The sequence below is a fragment of the Herbiconiux sp. FW305-C-125 genome (assembly GCF_058783455.1).
In genome coordinates this window covers 81,512-99,401 of record NZ_JBYSYO010000014.1, presented here as the reverse complement: position 1 = coordinate 99,401, position 17,890 = coordinate 81,512, and the positions used below count along the sequence as shown (strand labels likewise).

Sequence of the window (17,890 nt, the reverse complement as noted above, 5' to 3'; positions counted from 1 at the left end):
TCACGAGGTCGTACACGTCCGTCTCGAACGCGAACAACGCATCCGGAGCGGTCATCCGAATGTCGACCGGGTAGCCCGATTCGGTCAGCGCCCGTCGGAGGATGTCGACGATGCGCTGATCGTCTTCGACGGCCAGAATTCGCATCCTCGGCCTCCTTCGTTGTCGATCGCGTGTTGCCTGTGCGGATTCAGACGGTACTGAGAGCTGTCGCCGAGCTTCTGAGAAATGGGGGCTTCGATCATGAAGATTCGTTCAGACGGCAGACGCAACCGCCCGGTACCAGGAGAATTGCCGCATGGCCGCACCCTCCGATCGCCCGGTCCGAGTCCTGATCGTCGAAGACGACACGGAACTCGGACCGCTACTCGCCCGCGGCCTGGCCGACGAGGGCTACCAGGCCGACTGGGTCGAAGACGGCACCGCCGGTCTCATCCGGGCGCAATCAGAAGACTTCTCGATCGCCGTGCTCGACGTGATGCTGCCGGGAATGTCGGGTTTCGAGCTATGCCGCCGACTTCGGGATGCCGAGCCGGGGTTGATCATCCTGATGCTCACGGCCCGCGACGACGTGAATGACCGGGTGCGGGGCCTGGACGCCGGCGCCGACGACTACCTGATCAAACCCTTCGCGTTCAGCGAGCTAGCCGCCCGCCTTCGCGCGCTCCGCCGGCGCGAGAGCCTGGCCACGAGCCCCCGCATCGAGATCGGTCAGCTCGTAATCGACAGCCACGACCACCTCGTCCACGCGGCGGGCACGATCATCTCGCTCAGTCCGAAGGAGTTCGCGCTGCTCCGGTTCCTCGCGCAGCACGCCGACGAGACCGTACGCCGTGACGCGATCCTGCTCGAGATCTGGGGCACGGTGCTGCACGCCGACCCGAACATCGTCGACCAGTACATCAGCTATCTCCGCCGCAAGCTCGAACCATTCGAGACCGGTGTCAGCCTCCTCACCGTCCGCGGAGTTGGCTTCGAACTGGCACGCGACTGATGCGACCCCTCAGCCGCCTCTCGATACGCGCACGGATTACGATCGGCACCCTCCTGCTCGCCGGATTGTTCTTCGGCGGCGTCGGACTCGTCGTGCGGCATCAGGTGGAGGGCATCCTCTCCGACGCCCTCTTCGAAGTACTCAAAAGCGATGCCGCTCCATTCGAGACCGCTATCCAACAAGAACCGAACGACTCCGTCGACAACCCCGGAGAGGGCCAGCTGCTGGCCGTCATCGATCCGACCGGCACCACCCAGACGTCGACCCTTCCCGCCGCCGTCACAGCGCAGCTCGCGTCGATCGACCTGGCCAACCCGGGGCCGCAGGAGATCACGGCCGGCGGGTCGACCTACCTCGTTGCAGTAGAGATCGTGGAGAACGGCACGGGCGACTGGACCATCATCTCCGCCCGAAACCAGGACTCGTCGGAACTGGTGCTCGCCGACCTCACCACCGGGCTGGTGATCGGGCTCAGCGCACTCACCCTCATCTTCGGCGGCGTCTCGTGGCTGCTCACCGGCGCTGCGCTGCGACCTGTCACCCAGTTGCGCCGCAGCGCAGACGCGATCGTCGCGTCCGGTTCCGACGAGCTGTTGCCCGTCGGAACCGCGAAAGACGAGATCACCGATCTCGCGACCACGCTCAACCAGCTCATCGGGGACCTCCGTGCCTCCGCGGCCCGCGAACGCCAGATGGTCTCGGATGCAAGCCACGAGCTCCGCACTCCTCTCGCAGTGCTCCAAGCGCAGCTCGAACTTTTTCGCGGCAGGGACAGCGAGACGTTCGACGCCGACATCCACGCCGCCCAGAGGGCTACCGCACGTCTGACGCAACTCGTCGGCAGTCTCCTCGAACTGTCACGATTGGATGCCGGCCGTCCGACGACCCCGGCAACCGTCTACGCCGTGGTCGAAGAGGCCGGCGAAGCAATCGACCGAGCCCGCCTCCGCGCGATGAGCGACCCCGTCGAAATCGAACTGACCGTCCCCGCAAACACCTCGGGCGCGGAGGTCGCGATGTCGGAATTGCTCTTCGGCCGGGTGCTCGACAATCTGCTCTCCAATTCTCTCCGAGCCGTGGCCGGCCACGGACACATCGACGTCACCATCACTGAGCGGCAGTCCCAGGTCATCACCATCGTCACCGACGACGGCCCTGGCATCTCCCCCGAATTCCTGCCCCACGCTTTCGACCGCTTCTCCCAGCAGGACGAATCCCGCGGCACTACCCACGGCTCTGGCCTGGGCCTGGCCATCGTCGCTGCGGCCGCGGCCGCAGCCGGCGGAACAGTCACGCTGGCGAACGCGAACCCCACCGGATTGATCGTGACCATGACGCTCCCCATCCGCGAGAACTCGCAAACCCTCGTCTGAGAGACCTCACAGGCTCGCCGGTTCGGCGCAGCCCCGCAGATAACGTGATCCGGTCACCCACCCCCATTGCGCTTCGCCGCGCCCTCCGGAGGAACCTCTGCATGACCGTGATCAACGCCATCGTCCTGGGCCTGGTGCAAGGGCTCACTGAGTTCCTGCCGATCTCCTCAAGCGCGCACGTCAGGATCGTCGGCGAACTCCTCGGCACAGGAACCGACCCTGGTGCTGCGTTCACGGCCATCACGCAACTCGGCACCGAAGCGGCGGTGATCGTCTACTTCTGGCGGGACATGACCCGTATCATCAGCCACTGGGCCGGGTCGCTCACCGGCCGACTCCCCCGATCCGACCCTAATGCCCGGCTCGGCTGGTTCATCATCCTCGGCTCCCTCCCCATCATCGTGCTTGGCATCGCCTTCCAGTCCGCGATCGAATCGGTCCTGCGGTCGCTCTGGATCGTCGCGATCACGCTGATCGTGTTCGGCATCCTGCTCGGCATCGCCGACACGGTCGGCGTCAAGTGGCGACGCCTCCGCGAGCTGACGGTGCCGCACGCCGTCGTGTTCGGATTCGCCCAGGCCCTGGCCCTCATCCCCGGTGTCTCTCGATCAGGCGGCACCATCACAGCCGGTCTGTTCCTCGGCTACGAACGCAAGGCCGCCGCCCGCTACTCATTTCTGCTAGCCATCCCCGCAGTGCTCGGGAGTGGACTCTACGAATTGTTCAAAGTCATCACCCAGCACTGCTCCGGCGCCTGCCCGCCCGAGGCCTTCACACTCGGCGAAACGGCAATCGCCACCGTGGTCGCATTCCTGGTCGGGCTGCTGATCGTGGCGTTCTTCATGCGCTACATCTCCCGACACAGCTTCCTGCCGTTCGTGGTCTACCGAATCGTGCTCGGCACCGCCCTGCTCATCGCCCTCTCGACCGGAGCCCTGCAACCCTGATGCTCGCCAACTACCTGATCGGCCTCCGCGAAGGGCCTTGAAGCCGCACTCGTCGGCATCCTCATCTCCTACCTGAAGAAGATCGACCGCCTTGACGTGGCCCGGCCGCGAGGTTGCGTGTCCGGATCGAGCGGCGATTCTTAAGGCCGCCGTCGACGGCGTAGCCGGGAATACGAACAAGGCAAAGACACTTACAGTGTGTACCCCTAGGGGGTATAATTGGGATGGGCAGGAGACTTCATGGATAACCACACAGGACATCAGCACCCAGCAACCACAGCCGAGCCGACCCCCGCGGTGACAGCAGATCCTCACGCCGGACACGGGATGGCGGATGAGCACGCGGGCCATGGCGACGGTTCCGGTCATTCGGGTCATTCGGGTCACGTAGGGCAGTTCCGGCGGTTGTTCTGGATCATGCTGGTCATCGCGATACCGGTGGTGGTGTTCTCGCCGATGTTCGCGATGATTCTTGGCTACTCTCTTCCGGACGCGGCGTGGGTTGGTTGGATCTCGCCCGTTCTTGGAACGGTGATGTACGTCTGGGGTGGCCGCCCCTTCCTCACGGGCGCGGTGAGCGAACTGCGTGCTCTCAAGCCCGGGATGATGCTGCTGATCGCACTGGCGATCACGGTGGCGTTCTTTGCGTCCTGGGGTGCGACACTGGGCCTGGTCGACCACGAACTGGACTTCTGGTGGGAACTGGCCCTGCTGATCGTGATCATGCTTCTCGGGCACTGGATCGAGATGCGGTCCCTGGCTCAGACGACCTCCGCTCTCGATTCACTCGCCGCGTTGCTGCCAGATGAGGCCGAACGCGTCGACGGAGACAACATTGTTTTGGTCTCGCCGGCAGACCTGGTGCTTGGTGACGTGGTCGTTGTTCGACCCGGTGGTCGGGTGCCGGCAGATGGCCGCATTGTTTCCGGGTCCGCGAGCATGGACGAGTCGATGATCACCGGTGAATCCCGGCCGGTCCGCAAGGGTGAGGGGCAGCTGGTTGTCGCCGGTACTGTCGCAACGGATTCCGGGCTGCGGGTCGAGATCACTGCGGTTGGCGCGGATACCGCTCTGGCCGGTATCCAGCGTTTGGTCACAGACGCTCAGAACTCCTCCTCTCGCGCGCAGCGCATAGCGGACATCGCAGCCGGTTGGTTGTTCTGGTTCGCACTCGGCGCCGGCATCATCACCGCGGTGGTGTGGACGGCGATCGGCCTTCCCGACGAAGCAGTTGTCCGCACCATCACGGTGCTCGTCATCGCCTGCCCGCACGCTCTCGGCCTGGCGATTCCTCTGGTGGTGTCCATCGCTACCGAGCGCGCCGCTCGAGGCGGGGTGCTGATCAAGGACCGTCTGGCGTTGGAGAGCATGCGCACCGTCAACACTTTGCTGTTCGACAAGACCGGGACACTCACCAAAGGTGAACCCACCGTCACCGCGATCGAAGCGACCCCGGGCCGAACCGATGAGGAGGTGCTGGCACTGGCGGCGGCAGCCGAGGCGGATTCGGAGCACCCGCTGGCTCGAGCCATCATCGCAGCTGCTCGAGCACGAAACCTTTCCGTTGAGGCGGCCTCTGATTTCGCGTCCTCACCCGCTGTTGGGGTGACCGCGACCGTCACCGGGGTCCGGGTGCAGGTGGGTGGCCCGCACCTGCTGGAGCAGGAGCACCAGGTGGAGCTCGGCGTTGCGGATGCGTGGCGAGAGGACGGGGCGATCATCCTGCACGTCCTGGTCGACGGCCAGGTCGTTGGTGCCCTCAAGCTCGCTGACGAAGTCCGGGAAGAGTCCCGGCAGGCGATCGACGCCCTTCGCGCGCAAGGCATCCAGGTGGTGATGATCACCGGTGATGCCGAGGCGGTCGCTCACTCAGTCGCCGCGGAGTTAGGTATCGACCGGTACTTCGCTGGGGTGCGCCCGGAGGACAAGTCGAGCAAAGTGAAGGAGCTGCAGGCAGAGGGCCGGCGGGTCGCGATGGTCGGTGATGGCGTCAATGACGCTCCCGCACTGGCACAGGCAGATGTCGGAATCGCGATCGGCGCCGGCACCGACGTCGCGATCGCCTCCGCAGGGGTGATCCTGGCCAGCGACGACCCCCGCTCGGTGCTCAGCGTCATCGAACTATCGAGGGCCAGCTACCGGAAGATGAAGCAGAACCTGTGGTGGGCGGCAGGCTACAACCTGATCTCCGTTCCACTGGCGGCTGGGGTTCTGGCTCCGATTGGGTTCGTCCTTCCGATGTCGGTGGGTGCGATCTTGATGTCGTTGTCTACGATCGTGGTGGCAGTGAACGCTCAGCTCCTGCGCCGGCTGCAGCTGGACCCCGAGACGAGCATCCGCGCAGCTTTGGACCGCTCCACCCCCACCGCCCGCATGTCAGACGCCGCGTCCCGGTGATCGGGCTATCAGGAAGAAGAACACGATGACCGACGTCGTCTCCGCGCATCACGGCTACATCACCGATAAAGAGAAGTACCTCGCGCGGCTGAAGCGCATCGAGGGCCAAGCCCGAGGTGTCGCCCGCATGGTCGATGAGGAGAAGTACTGCATCGACATTCTGACGCAGATTTCGGCTCTGACCTCGGCGTTGGAGAGCGTGGCCCTGGGGCTGCTGAATGACCACCTGAAGCACTGCGTTGTGGACGCGGTGCAGCTGGGTGGACCGGAAGGCGAAGCGAAAATCAAGGAGGCCTCGGACGCGATCGCTCGACTGGTGCGTTCGTGACCGTCTGACTGATTCTGATGAGTTGAGTGAGGATCGCTTCCGCTTGTTCGGAAGCGATCCTCCCCTCATCTAGGTCAGCAGCGAGGTCGGACGCGCACCAGTGGACAGCGTCGCGACGGCTGCTGGGCGGAGCGTGATCCAGCGCGCTGATCAGTTCAGCGTGACGCTGTCTGACGGCCGCACTCCACGTCGGTGTGGTGGGGCTGTTTAGAGGGTCGCGAGGAGATCGGTGCATGCCTGCTCACAGCGCCGACATGCTTCGGCGCAGATCCGGCAATGCTCATGCATGTGGGCGTGCTTCTCGCACTCACCCGCACAGCTTTCGCACGCAGCACGGCACGCTTCGACAACGGCTCGGATGGTGGCTTCGTTGGAGCCGGTGTTCCGGGAAAGGACTGCGGTGGTGGTCGCGCAGACATCAGCGCAGTCGAGATTGGTGCGGATACAGGAGGTGAGTTCGCTCACCATCTCTTCACTCAGGCACGCGTCGGCGCAGGCGGTACACGACTGGGAGCACTCCAGACAGGCAGCGATACAGGCGGCGAGTTTTTCTTTGTCGATGGCGCCGAGATCGCGCGGGTAGGTGTTCAGCATTTCTTCGATAACAGACATTAGATCTCCTCCGATTGGGCTGATTGAGGCTACTTTTCTGACCGTACGCCGGACGAGCAGTTGGCTTTATGGACGGCCGTCGAATCTTAGTTAGTCCGTCACGGCACCTCCATGAGGGGAACGGTGGTAGCTCCGAAATCGGCAGTGGCGACCACTCCACGATCGTCACTGATGAGCAGCCACGGTTCGGAGCCTCCGACATAGTCGAGGGCCTGCGCGCTGCCGGTGATAGTTGCGCCTTGCACCCATCCGGTCCCGTCGTTGATCCAGATGGCTCCTGCGGTGTCGATGCCGACGTAGCCGGTGTCGGTGGCGTCGATGAGGACCAGCGCGGGTGCATCGGCGACCGGGGTGAAAGAGCGTGCAACGTCGTCACTGACCTGAAGGCCAGCTGCTGTTGTGGCGTAGATGCGGTCGGGGTTGCTTGGGTCGGTGGTCATGTCGCGCAGCTCCAAAGCGGCACCGTCCGACCAGGTGGTTCCGTTGTCATCGCTAATGAGGATCGTGGCCCGGGTGGCGTCGTACCCGTAGACGCGCAAAGCACCCGAAGCGGCCGTGGTCGCGGCGATGTCGTGGAAGTCGACCTCGCCGTAGAGGGACACGGCGGACCACGTCTTGGCTGCGTCGTCGCTTGTGATTAGGCCGAGGTTGGCGGGAGCGGTTGGATCGGCCGGGTCGGGATGTCCGGAGCCGAGGAGGGTGCCCGTGTCGGTCACGAAGAAGCCCATCGTGTCTTGCTGACGATCCTCGATGAGGACCGGAGCGTCGTTCGGGGTGCTGACGAGGCTTCCTGAGCCGAACGATGAAGGAAGCCGGTCAGTGGGCAGTTTCCACACGCCGGTGTGTGTGGCGGCGAAGACGATTCCGGTTTTGGAGTCGTAGCCCAAACCGTGGGTGTGCTCGAACTCGATGGCTGGTTCTGCGCGGGGGCTGGTTTCGGAGCTGCAGGCGACCAGTGTGGTGCCCGCTAGCACGACTGTGGTGAAGGCGAGGATGGTGCGAATACGGGATTTCAATAGCTTTGTCCTGGTCGTTTGACGGGTCGACGGTCTCGGCGCTGCCGGGTGGTGGAGACGAGTACGGCGAGTAGCACCGCGAGCACCGGCAGGGAGATCACGACGCCTGTCAGCCAGGCAACGTCATCGGCAACGCTGTCCGGTATCGCTGGTTCCGGCTGGGGCGGCACGGTCGGGGTGCGGTTGCTGCTGGGCTTCTGCACGGACTGCGCTGCAGAGGTGGACAGCGTCGGGATGTGCGCGTGTGCGATTTGAGCGGGGAGGGTGACAAGGAAGATTCCGAGAGCGAGGATGCCGGCCGTGAGAAGCAGTCTTATGCAGCGTTTCATCCGAATCCCACTCCTCGGTCAGCCATGAATGCGCGAGGGTCTTGCGGGTTCCCGCCCACACGGGTCTCGAAGTGGAGATGGCATCCGGTGGAGTTCCCGGTCGTGCCGGCGTAGGCGAGGATCTGGCCGGCTGCGACAGATTCGCCTCGACCGACGACGAGGCTGGTGTTGTGGGCGTAGCTGGTGGTCACACCGCCGCCGTGCCCGACCTGAACGTTGTTACCCAAGCCACCATTGGGGCCGGCAAAGGTCACTTCACCGGCAGCTGCGGCATAGACCGGCGCCCCGCAGGTCCCACCGTTGTAGGCGAGATCCAGCCCGGCATGGAGACGGTAGCCGCCGTCGACGGGATTCACACGCATCCCGTATTCGTCAGTGGAGAACGCGCCCGGGAAGGGACTGGACCATCCCGACGTGCCCGCTACCGGCTGGCCCGCCCCCGCTGCGGCTTCTGCGGCCGCGGCTGCGGCAGCGGCACGTGCCGCGGCCGCGGCGGCCTCCGCGGCCGCGGCGGCCTCCGCGGCCGCTCGAGCGGCGACACCGGCGTTGTAGTCGGCCTCGGTGGCGGTCCTGTTTTCCGTCAGGACCGCCAACTGTGCCTCGAGGTCGGCTTGGTTGGCTTGCTGAGCTTCGAGGGCGTCTTCCACGGCTTGTTGAGCCGCTATTGCTTCGTCTCTGACTCGGGCGGCTTCTCTTGCGAGTGATTCCAGCTCTCCCGCGGCAACGTCGGCTTGATCGGTAAGGGCTGCGGCGGTGTTCGTGTCTTGGGCGGCTTGTCGATACACCTGCGAGGACGATTCGGTGATCTTGCTCATCGTGCCCAGCTGGTACAGCAGGCTGTCGGCGTCGCCGGATTCGCTCAAAAGTAACGTCATCGACAGCCCGCCGCCACCGGACCGTGAGAGAAGGGCTGCGAACCGGCCGGCCTGCTGCGCGGACGCGTCCGCGGTCGCCTGCGCAGCGACGGCTTGAGCTCTTAACTCGTCGGATCGGAATAGTGCCGTGTCGAAGCGTTCCTGGGCTATTTCGTAGTCGGCGCCGAGCTGGGCGGAGCGTTCCTGGGCGGAGACGACTTCAGCACTCAAATTGGAGATCAGGCTCTGGAGGTTCCCGATCTCGGCTTGTTTCGTCGTTTCGTTCGCTTGTGCCGCGAGGACGTCCTCCCAGCTCGGATACTCCGCCGCGGCCGTGGGCGCGGCCATGCCGCCGCCCACAATCGCGGACGCGGTCAGGACCACCGCGAGGAGACGAGTGCGGGCGTTCAGGGCCCAGGTCATGGCAGCACGTGGGCGCTCATCCACGCGTAGGGATCGATTGGTGACCCGTCGACGTGGATCTCAAAGTGGAGGTGAGCCCCCGTACTGGTTCCCGTGTTGCCGACGTTCCCGACCTGCTGTCCGACAGTCACGATCTGGCCTTCGGTCAGCTGGAGGGAGCCTTCGAGCATGTGCCCGTACACGCTCGTGATCCTCTGCCCATCGATGACGTGCTCGATCTCGGCATAGACCCCCAGCCCTCCGTTATCGGTGGACTGCGCAACAGTCACAACTCCTTCTGCGACCACTTGTATCGGGGTGCCTTGCCCCGGGTTCATGTCCAAGCCCTTGTGGTAGCTGGAGCAGCCGCCGCAAGGGGCCGCACGGGGGCCGAACCCGTCGCTGATCGGCACTCCGGTGGTGAAGGGCCACTGGATGGGCGACAGCGGGTTGTTGGTGAAGGTATCCGCCGTTCGTGCGAACACATTCGACGCCGCGGGCACCACAACAGGCGGCGGCGGGGGCGGGGGTGCTTCTGTCACGGAGTACCCGTCGCGCTGCACGGCAACGGCTGCGCCGTTTGCGACCAGCGTCTGCGTGTCCCACCCGGACGACGTCGGCAGGGGCCCATTCGCGCCAGGGGCCGCCGCAGCAGGGATCGCGATCGTGACCGCGAGTAGCCCGATGAAAGTCATCGCGATGCTCGCATGGACACGGCGCACTGCTGTGGCGGCGCGGCGAAGGGGACGCGTTTGTGGGAGCGGCAGCGGCAGCGGCAGCGGCTGTGCTGTGGGTTCGGGGCGGTTGTTGGATGGCCGGTCGACGGCCGGGGTGCTGACCTGCGGCAGGGCCAGCGCGGCCACCAGGGGGGCCGCGACGGCGGTGGTTTCGAGCTCGTCGAGTCCGGTGGTGTCCGGAGTTGACGGAGTCCGGAGGTCTCGACGTCGTACTGGTTCGGGGTTGCTGGAGGGTTCGCGGAGGTCGCGGCGGCGAGGGTAGGGGGTGTTGTCGGGTTGTGAGGGTGGGGTGCGGAGAGAGCGCCGGCTTGGGTAGGCCGGGGCGTCGGGAGTTGGGTTAGTCAAGAGCACATTTCGTCAGGAGAGCAAAGAACCAGCGGACGCTGCGGCAGGAGAGCGCGCGCGGAGCGTCCGTCCTCGCCGTGTCGGTCGAGGGTGAGGGCCAGAGGTGTGGCCGGGTTCTACGTTCTGCTGATACCCAAGACGAGAGGTGGTGGGGTCAAACGTCGAGGCAGTGTCGCTATGGCTCCGCTGATCACGCGACCTCGGTCGATGAGGCGTGCGAAGACAGCCGGGTTCTGCATGAGAATGAAGGCCGCGGCCAGGAGCAGGAGCAGAAGCGCGGCACCTGTTGCCCCGGCTACCGTTCCCAGTGCGCAGCCGTCGCACGTTGCAAGGAACCCAGAGGCCCCGTCCGTCTCTTCAGAACCGGCGAGGGTGGTTGCTCCGCTTGTCTGGATGTCGGAGTGGCTGTGGACGCCGCTGACACCGTCGTGTGAGTGGGCGAGCTGGTGGCTGTCCGTGGAGTGCAGAGTGACGAGACCCAGGCAGGCGGCGGCGATGGCCAGAACGACGACCGCGACCCGGGCCCAGAACGGCAGGCGAGGCGGAGAAACGCGGGGCGTGTTCTCCGTCATCGTGTCCTCATTCGTCGTTGGGCCGGGCCGGGCATACCGCCCTAGGGTAACGGTTTGATCACAGAGAACCAACCGTGATTCTGTCAGGGGCGGGTAGCGGGGCCACCGCGAAGGCGCGAACGTTGTCTCGCGGTGGCCCCACTGAGGGTGTTAGAGAGAGGCGAGCATGGACTGCATTTCCGCAATCTCTGCCGTCTGGTCGGTGACGATCTTCTTGGCGAGGGCGACGGCGTCCGAGTTCTCACCGGAGTCAGCTTCGGTCTGAGCCATGTCGATGGCTCCCTGGTGGTGCTGGATCATCTGCTCGAGGAACAGCTTCCCTGCAGCAGGGCCGTCGGCCTGCTCGAGCGCGGCCATATCGTCGTCACTCATCATCCCGCCACCACTGTGATCCATGCCCGACATGCTGTCGGTGGACTCCCCCCACGACTCCAGCCAGCCGGTCATGGTTTCGATCTCTGGCTGCTGCGCGGCTTTGATCTTCTCGGCGAACGCAGCGACGTCTTCGTTGACACCGGACTTGCTCAGGAGCATGTCTGACATCTCGATGGCTTGCTGGTGGTGGGCGGTCATCATTTGGGCGAACATGACGTCCTGGTCGTTGAAGCTACTCGCATCAACGCCTGGGGAAGGTGCCACGGTGCTGCTGGAGCCGTGGTCCATTCCGGACATGGAACCGGAGTCCGAGGAACAGCCGGCGAGGGTCAGTGCGGCAGCGAGAGCGCCGGTGAGGACAAGGGTGGTGCGAATTCGTGACATGGGTGAGTCCGTTCAGTCGATGTGGTGGTGATGATTCTGGGCACGGAGAAGCGGCCGGTGAGGGCAGCTGTGTGATGAATCAGGTTCGACTGATGGACAATTTGAGGAGGTCGGGCGGATCTCGGAATGGTGCTGATCGGACGGAGCGGAATGCGGAAACGAGGACGCGGATCTGCGGCCTCGGATCACGCTGCTGCGCACTGCGAAACAGACCGACCAGTAGCAGTGCCCCGCCGACCATCAAGGCGAGGACGCACACCATTGCGGTCATGTCATGACTGGGCTCTGGCACGCAATCACCCGAGCACGGGCCGGAGTCAGGGTGAGTACCTGACATCTGGTGATCCGCGTCGACCGTCATCACGGTGGCTGCCGGTTCGCTGTGCCCGCCCATGCCGGAGGCGATGGTGTGCATCGCGAGTAGACCCAGCACGATCGCGAGCACCACACCGAGCAGCACAACGGTTCGTTGCACGGCGGCGGGACGCAGGATGGCGGCGCGGAGCGTCATCAGCCTCATCCGTTCACCACCTCCTGCCCGTCACCGTATCCCCCGCTACCGGGATCCCGCTGTGGATGTGCGGGGGGTGAATCGGCGTAAGCGGAGACTGTTCGACACCACGAAAACGGACGAGAACGCCATCGCAGCTCCTGCGACCAGAGGGTTCAGAAGCCCCAGCATTGCGATCGGAATCGCGGCCACGTTATAAGCGAAGGCCCAGAACAGGTTGCCCTTGATGATTCCAAAGGTCCGACGGGACAGCCGCAACGCGTCCGCGGCCGCGCCAAGATCGTCACGCATGACTGTGATGTCGGCGGCGGCGATCGCTGCATCGGAGCCGGCACCCATCGCGATCCCGAGATCCGAGGCGGCCAGGGCGGCGGCGTCATTCACTCCGTCGCCCACCATCGCCACGATATGACCCTGCGCCTGGAGATCCCGGATGGCATCGAGCTTGCCCTGTGGCGTGACACCGGCGCGGACATCTGTGATACCGGCGGCGTGACCGATCAGATGTGCTGCGCCCGCGTTATCTCCTGTTAGCAGGACGGGCTCGAGGCCCAGCTTCCGGAACTCGGCTATCGCCGCGATGCTGCCGGGCTTGAGGGTGTCCCCGACGACGACGATGCCGCGCACGGCGCCGTCCCACGCCACAGCTATGGCGGTCCGCCCGTCCTTCTCCGCAGCTGCCTTAGCTGCGACCAGATGAGGGTCCGGAAGGATGTTCCATTGCTCGGCAAGCCAGCTCGTGCGGCCAGCGAGGACAAGGTGCCCGTCAACGATCGCCTGCACTCCGTGACCGCTGTGCGACGTGAACGATTCGATCGGCGCGATCACCGGCACTGCAGCCGCGATGGCCCGGGCGATGGGGTGCTCCGATCCGCTTTCTGCAGCGGCTGCGATGCACCTGATCTCCTCCGCGCTCTCGCCCGGTGCCGGCACCACGCCGAGCACAGTCATGTTGCCCGTGGTGACGGTTCCTGTCTTGTCGAGCACGATCGTGTCGATGCGACGGGTTTGTTCGAGCACCTGGGGGCCCCTGATCAGAATGCCCAGTTGCGATCCGCGGCCCGTGCCAACCAGCAGCGCGGTCGGGGTTGCCAGGCCGAGAGCGCACGGGCAGGCGATGATCAGTGTCGCAACCGACGCGGTGAACGCCGTTTCAACGGACCCGGACGCGATCACCCATCCGATGAAGGTGAGGACGGCCAGTCCGATCACGACGGGAACGAAGATTCCGGAAACGCGATCGGCGAGTCGCTGCACGTCTGCCTTGCCGGCCTGAGCGTCCTCGACGAGGCGTCCCATACGGGCGAGTTCCGTGTCGGCTCCGGTGCGAGTGACCTCGACCTGGAGGCGACCTCCGACATTGACGCTCGCGCCAACGACACGGTCACCCGTTCCAACTTCAACAGGCACCGATTCACCGGTCAGCATGCTGAGATCGACCGCCGAAGCGCCATCCATGATCAATCCGTCGGTGGCGATCTTCTCTCCCGGACGGACGATGAACTGGTCACCGGGCTTGAGCGCAGTGACGGGCACGCGCACTTCCTGGCCGTCCCGAAGCTGAACCGCTTCTTTGGCTCCGAGTTCCAGAAGCGCTCGAAGCGCTGCGCCGGAGTCCCGTTTCGCGCGGGCTTCGAAGTACCGGCCCGCGAGGATGAACACGGTCACCGCCGAAGCGACCTCAAGGTAGATCTCCTCGCCGTGGCTCGAACCGAAGAGGTTGAACGTCATCCGCATCCCGGGCTCGCCTGCGGTTCCGAGAAACAGGGCGTAGAGAGACCAGCCGAACGCGGCGAGCACTCCCACACTGATCAGGGTGTCCATCGTCGCGGCGCCATGACGGGCGTTGATCCACGCCGCCCGGTGGAAGGGCCACGCTCCCCAGATTGCGACGGGGGCAGCAAGGGTCAACGCCAGCCACTGCCAGTTCGTGAACTGCAGCACCGGGATCATCGACAGTACGGCGACAGGGATGGAGAGCGCGGTCGAGATCAGGAGACGTCGACGGAGCTGATTTGTCTCCGAATCTGTAATTGAGGCTTGGGCTTCTTCGCCGCTGATGGCGGGCAAAGGAAGGGATGCGCTGTAGCCCGCGGCTTCGACTACCGAGATCAGCTCGTCGGCGGTGAGTTCCGAGCTTGCTCGAATTCGCGCCTTCTCTGTGGCGTAGTTGACGGTCGCTTCCACGCCGGGGACTTTGTTGAGCTTGCGTTCGATCCGGTTGGCGCAGGATGCGCACGTCATCCCGCCGATGCTCAGCTCCACATCGGCGACAGCCATCAGGAGGTGGCCGCCACGGAGTAGCCCGCTTCCTCGACGGCCGCCTGCACAGCGGCCGCATCGATCGGCGCCGCACTGGAGACGGTCACTCGGGAGTTGCCCCCAACTCGGAGGTCCACCTGCACACCGTCGACGCCCTCGATAGCGGAGATTTCCTCGGTGACGCTCGCCACGCAGTGCGAGCACGTCATCCCAGTAACGAAGAAGTCCTCGGAGACAACGCTGCTGGCCGCCACATTGCCTGCTGAGTGGCCGGTGGTCGAACAGCTGCAGCCGCCGCGGGCATCGGTGAGGCCGAGGTCATTGGTGACGCTGTGCATGGTGCTCCTTCAGTAGGTGAATTGCATACCCCCTTGGGGTACACCCACTATACCCCCACCCCGTAATAGTTAGAGCTCATAGGTGGACCTGCAGCGCGATGAGGCAGGTCTGTCGCGCCTCCCAGTAAAGAGCGCTGAATTAGCCGCTTTCAGCACTAGGATCTGCAGGCGTGCTGAGCGCTTCGACAGGGCCGCCGGTAGGCCGGTTGGTTCTTCTCTAGGCTGAGCCGGGTGAAGACGATGGTGGAGTGGTGGGATCGGCAGCAGGTGCCCCTCTACGTTGCCGCGATTATTCTCGGCGGTCTGATCGGTTCGCTCGCCCCGGGCATCGCGCCGGCGCTGACGGTCGCGATCAACCCGGTGTTGGCGCTGCTGCTGTTCGCGACGTTCCTCGGGGTGCCGCTGATCGAGGTCGGCCGCTCGTTCCGCGACATCCGGTTCCTCGGCACTGTCCTGATCGTCAACTTCGTCGTCGTGCCCCTGGTCGTGTTCGGTCTCTCCCGGTTCGTGGCGGATGACCGCGGCCTGCTCCTCGGCGTGCTCCTCGTGCTGTTGACCCCGTGCATCGACTACGTGATCGTGTTCACCGGCCTCGCCGGCGGCGCGAAGGCCCGTCTCCTTGCTGCAGCGCCCCTGTTGATGCTGCTGCAGATCGTTCTGCTGCCGCTCTACCTGCTGCTGTTCGCTGGCAGTGATGCGGTCGAGCTGATCGAGATCGAGCCGTTCGTGGAGGCGTTCCTGATCCTGATCGTCGCCCCGCTCGTCGCGGCCGCGATCGTGCAAGCGATCGCCCGCCGGCACCGCGCTGGCCGCGCTATCGAGGACGTCATGGCGGCCGCGATGGTGCCGCTGATGATGGTCACCCTCGCGGTCGTGATCGGCTCTCAGATCGCCGCCGTCGGCGGCCAAGCCGTCGCACTGATCCGGGTCGTCCCGATCTACGTGGCGTTCCTGGCGGTGCTGCTGTTCGTTGGCCTCGCCGCAGGCCGGTTTGCGCGTCTCGATGTGCCGGCGACCCGTGCGGTGATGTTCAGCGGCTCGACCCGGAACTCTCTGGTCGTGCTCCCGCTTGCATTGGCATTGCCGGCGTCTCTGAGTATCGCCCCGCTCGCGGTCGTCACGCAGACCCTCGTGGAGCTGGTGGGCATGGTGATCTTTGTTCGCCTGGTGCCCAGCCTGACCCGTGGCCGTGCGGTTGACCGTGGCAAGATTGCGCCATGACGTCGACCGAGCGCACCGCTGAATGCTCTTGCTGCGGGCGGAATCTGCCCCTGCAGCGGCTTCATGAACTCCACGGCGACGGCACCTACATCTGCCGCCGATGCGGGCTCTGGGTCGCCCTCTCCCCTCGGTCGACGCGCAAATGACGAACGATGAAGGATGTCGGATGAACGTTGAGATTCTGCACATCGATGAGTGCCCGAACTGGATCGAGGCCGGCCGCCGCGTGCAGGAGGCCCTCGATCGACAAGGGCTTTCTGACACCGCCGTGACCTACCGGCTGCTGGCCTCGCCCGACGATGCCGCAGCCGTCCCTTTCGCGGGGTCACCAACGATTCTGATCGATGGCACCGACGCGTTCCCGGAAGGGGCACGAACCACCGAGCTGGCCTGCCGGGTCTACCGCACCGCAACCGGGTTCGCGGGGATGCCGACGGTCGAAGCGCTGGAAGACACGATCCGCACTCGTAGGCACTGACCGCACGGCAGTGCGGTCACCGGGCTGCCGTGCTCAGTTCGGCTCGTCGCTGCCGGCTCCAGGCTTGGGTGGCGACCTGCACGGCGTCCCACGGGGAGCCGAGCGGAGGCGTGTAGGAGAGGTCAAGGTCGCTCATCGCGTCAACGGTCATGCCGTGGTGCAGCGCGACGGCGTAGGTATCGACCCGCTTGGCGACCTCAGCTCCCCGGGCGCCGACGAGCTGCGCGCCAAGCAGGAGCCCGTTGTCGGTGTCGCCGGTGATGCGGATGCTGAGCGGCTTCGCGCCCGGGTAGTACGCCTTGTGGTCGTCTGCGATCGCGGTGCCGCTGAGGGGCGTGTAGCCGGCGGAGACGGCTTCGTGGTCGCGGAGTCCGGTGCGGGCGGCGACGAGGTCGAAGATTTTCACGACCTGGGTGCCGAGGCTGCCGGCGAACCGGGCATCACCGCCGATCGCGTTCTCCCCGGCCACACGGCCCTGCTTGTGGGACGTGGTGCCGAGGGGCAGGTAGGTGACGCCCAGGAGGCGATGGTGGGTGACGATGCCGTCGCCGGCAGCCCAAACATGGGGCAGCCCGGTGCGCATCTGTTCGTCGACGACGACCGCTCCGCCGGCACCGGTGCTCGCGCCGGCCGCGGTGAGGAGGCTGGTGTTGGGTCGCACGCCGACGACGACGAGCACGAGGTCGGCGGCGCGGGCGAAGCCATAGCCGTTCTCAAACCCGGTGACGGTGAGGCGGCCGCCGTCACGGGTGATGCCTTCGACGCGGGCGTTCGTGACGACGTCGACGCCGTGGCGGGTGAGTTCGTCGTGAACGAGAGAGCCGAGTTCGGGGTCGAGAGTGGAGAGCACTTCGGGGCCGCGCTGCAGTTGGGCGACTTTCAGGCCGCGGACGGTGAGGGCTTCGGCCATTTCGAGGCCCACGTAGCCAGCGCCGACGATGATCGCGGTTTCGGGCTGATGCTCGTCGAGGTAGCGCTCGAGCGCGAAGGTGTCGCCCATCGAGTGCAGCACGTGCACCCCGTCGTCCGGGCCAAGCCCATCGGGGCCAATCCCGGCGATGCCGACAGTCGACGGGGATGCACCGGTGCCGACCATCAGCTCGTCATAGGCGATCGTCGACTCCACCCCGTTGGCGTCACAGACGGTGAGCTGCTGGCCAGCGACGTCGATGCTGGTGGCGAGGGTGTCAAGACGGAGCTGCATCCCAGTCGCCTCAAGGTCCGCGTGAGTGCGGTGCGCGAGCGACTGCCACGGGTTGACCTCGCGGGAGAAGTAGTACGGGATGCCGCAGATGGAGAAGTTCGGATAGGCGTCTGCGACGACGACGGTGACGTCGACGGTGGGGTCGAGTTCGCGGGCGCGGAGCGCGGTGGAGATTCCGGCGTCGCTTCCGCCGATCGCTACAAGATGCATGAG

17 protein-coding genes are annotated in these 17,890 nt (G+C 65.3%); 7 read left to right on the top strand and 10 right to left on the bottom strand.

Annotated features, from left to right (window positions below):
* Positions 1-296 precede the first annotated feature (296 nt).
* From AC3WLB_RS22760 to AC3WLB_RS22740, 5 genes are all read left to right on the top strand, one after another.
* Positions 297-992: a response regulator transcription factor gene (locus AC3WLB_RS22760; RefSeq protein ID WP_492510001.1), complete on the top strand. Its 696-nt coding sequence runs from the start codon at positions 297-299 to the stop codon at positions 990-992.
* Positions 992-2,365 carry a sensor histidine kinase gene (locus AC3WLB_RS22755; RefSeq protein WP_492509999.1) on the top strand — a complete coding sequence of 458 codons (1,374 nt, stop codon included), beginning with the start codon at positions 992-994 and terminating at the stop codon, positions 2,363-2,365. The genes AC3WLB_RS22760 and AC3WLB_RS22755 overlap by 1 nt, the downstream gene beginning before the upstream one ends.
* A gap of 101 nt (positions 2,366-2,466) precedes the next feature.
* On the top strand, positions 2,467-3,312 hold the full coding sequence (locus tag AC3WLB_RS22750; protein ID WP_492509997.1) for an undecaprenyl-diphosphate phosphatase: 846 nt from the start codon (positions 2,467-2,469) through the stop codon (positions 3,310-3,312).
* A 240-nt stretch (positions 3,313-3,552) separates the two neighbouring features.
* Entirely contained in the window at positions 3,553-5,709 is a 2,157-nt protein-coding gene (locus AC3WLB_RS22745) for a heavy metal translocating P-type ATPase (RefSeq protein ID WP_492509995.1), read from the top strand.
* A gap of 25 nt (positions 5,710-5,734) precedes the next feature.
* Complete coding sequence (locus tag AC3WLB_RS22740) at positions 5,735-6,037, top strand: metal-sensitive transcriptional regulator (RefSeq protein WP_492509993.1); 303 nt, start codon at positions 5,735-5,737, stop codon at positions 6,035-6,037.
* 207 nt (positions 6,038-6,244) lie between these two features.
* Here the strand turns inward: AC3WLB_RS22740 and AC3WLB_RS22735 are convergent, their stop codons facing one another.
* The 9 genes from AC3WLB_RS22735 to AC3WLB_RS22695 all read right to left on the bottom strand — a co-directional run bounded on the left by AC3WLB_RS22735 (position 6,245) and on the right by AC3WLB_RS22695 (position 14,774).
* Complete coding sequence (locus AC3WLB_RS22735) at positions 6,245-6,649, bottom strand: four-helix bundle copper-binding protein (protein WP_492509991.1); 405 nt, start codon at positions 6,647-6,649, stop codon at positions 6,245-6,247.
* 98 nt (positions 6,650-6,747) lie between these two features.
* Positions 6,748-7,665: a WD40/YVTN/BNR-like repeat-containing protein gene (locus tag AC3WLB_RS22730; protein ID WP_492509989.1), complete on the bottom strand. Its 918-nt coding sequence runs from the start codon at positions 7,663-7,665 to the stop codon at positions 6,748-6,750.
* A 325-nt stretch (positions 7,666-7,990) separates the two neighbouring features.
* Entirely contained in the window at positions 7,991-9,271 is a 1,281-nt protein-coding gene (locus tag AC3WLB_RS22725; RefSeq protein WP_492509987.1) for a peptidoglycan DD-metalloendopeptidase family protein, read from the bottom strand.
* A complete protein-coding gene (locus AC3WLB_RS22720) occupies positions 9,268-10,113 on the bottom strand; it encodes a M23 family metallopeptidase (RefSeq protein ID WP_492509985.1) in 846 nt (281 codons plus the stop codon). Before AC3WLB_RS22720 ends, AC3WLB_RS22725 begins: the two co-directional genes overlap by 4 nt.
* A gap of 335 nt (positions 10,114-10,448) precedes the next feature.
* Positions 10,449-10,904: a hypothetical protein gene (locus tag AC3WLB_RS22715; RefSeq protein ID WP_492509983.1), complete on the bottom strand. Its 456-nt coding sequence runs from the start codon at positions 10,902-10,904 to the stop codon at positions 10,449-10,451.
* A gap of 150 nt (positions 10,905-11,054) precedes the next feature.
* Positions 11,055-11,663 carry a DUF305 domain-containing protein gene (locus tag AC3WLB_RS22710; protein ID WP_492509981.1) on the bottom strand — a complete coding sequence of 203 codons (609 nt, stop codon included), beginning with the start codon at positions 11,661-11,663 and terminating at the stop codon, positions 11,055-11,057.
* 79 nt (positions 11,664-11,742) lie between these two features.
* The gene (locus tag AC3WLB_RS22705) at positions 11,743-12,174 is read right to left on the bottom strand and encodes a DUF6153 family protein (protein ID WP_492509979.1); all 432 of its coding nucleotides are present in this window, start codon (positions 12,172-12,174) and stop codon (positions 11,743-11,745) included.
* A 45-nt stretch (positions 12,175-12,219) separates the two neighbouring features.
* Positions 12,220-14,454, bottom strand: a complete 2,235-nt coding sequence (locus AC3WLB_RS22700; protein WP_492509977.1) for a heavy metal translocating P-type ATPase — start codon at positions 14,452-14,454, stop codon at positions 12,220-12,222.
* Positions 14,454-14,774, bottom strand: a complete 321-nt coding sequence (locus tag AC3WLB_RS22695) for a heavy-metal-associated domain-containing protein (RefSeq protein ID WP_492509975.1) — start codon at positions 14,772-14,774, stop codon at positions 14,454-14,456. The genes AC3WLB_RS22700 and AC3WLB_RS22695 overlap by 1 nt, the downstream gene beginning before the upstream one ends.
* 240 nt (positions 14,775-15,014) lie before the next feature.
* Here AC3WLB_RS22695 and AC3WLB_RS22690 point away from each other — a divergent pair, with 240 nt between their 5' ends.
* Together AC3WLB_RS22690 and AC3WLB_RS22685 are read left to right on the top strand one after the other, a co-directional pair.
* Positions 15,015-15,995: a bile acid:sodium symporter gene (locus tag AC3WLB_RS22690; RefSeq protein ID WP_492510013.1), complete on the top strand. Its 981-nt coding sequence runs from the start codon at positions 15,015-15,017 to the stop codon at positions 15,993-15,995.
* Positions 15,996-16,137: 142 nt separating this feature from the next.
* A complete protein-coding gene (locus AC3WLB_RS22685; RefSeq protein WP_492509973.1) occupies positions 16,138-16,473 on the top strand; it encodes a thioredoxin family protein in 336 nt (111 codons plus the stop codon).
* Between the two features lie 16 nt (positions 16,474-16,489).
* On the opposite strand, the gene AC3WLB_RS22680 is transcribed toward AC3WLB_RS22685, so the two are convergent.
* Positions 16,490-17,887, bottom strand: coding sequence for an FAD-dependent oxidoreductase (locus tag AC3WLB_RS22680; protein ID WP_492509971.1), 1,398 nt, complete (start codon positions 17,885-17,887; stop codon positions 16,490-16,492).
* Positions 17,888-17,890 lie beyond the last annotated feature (3 nt).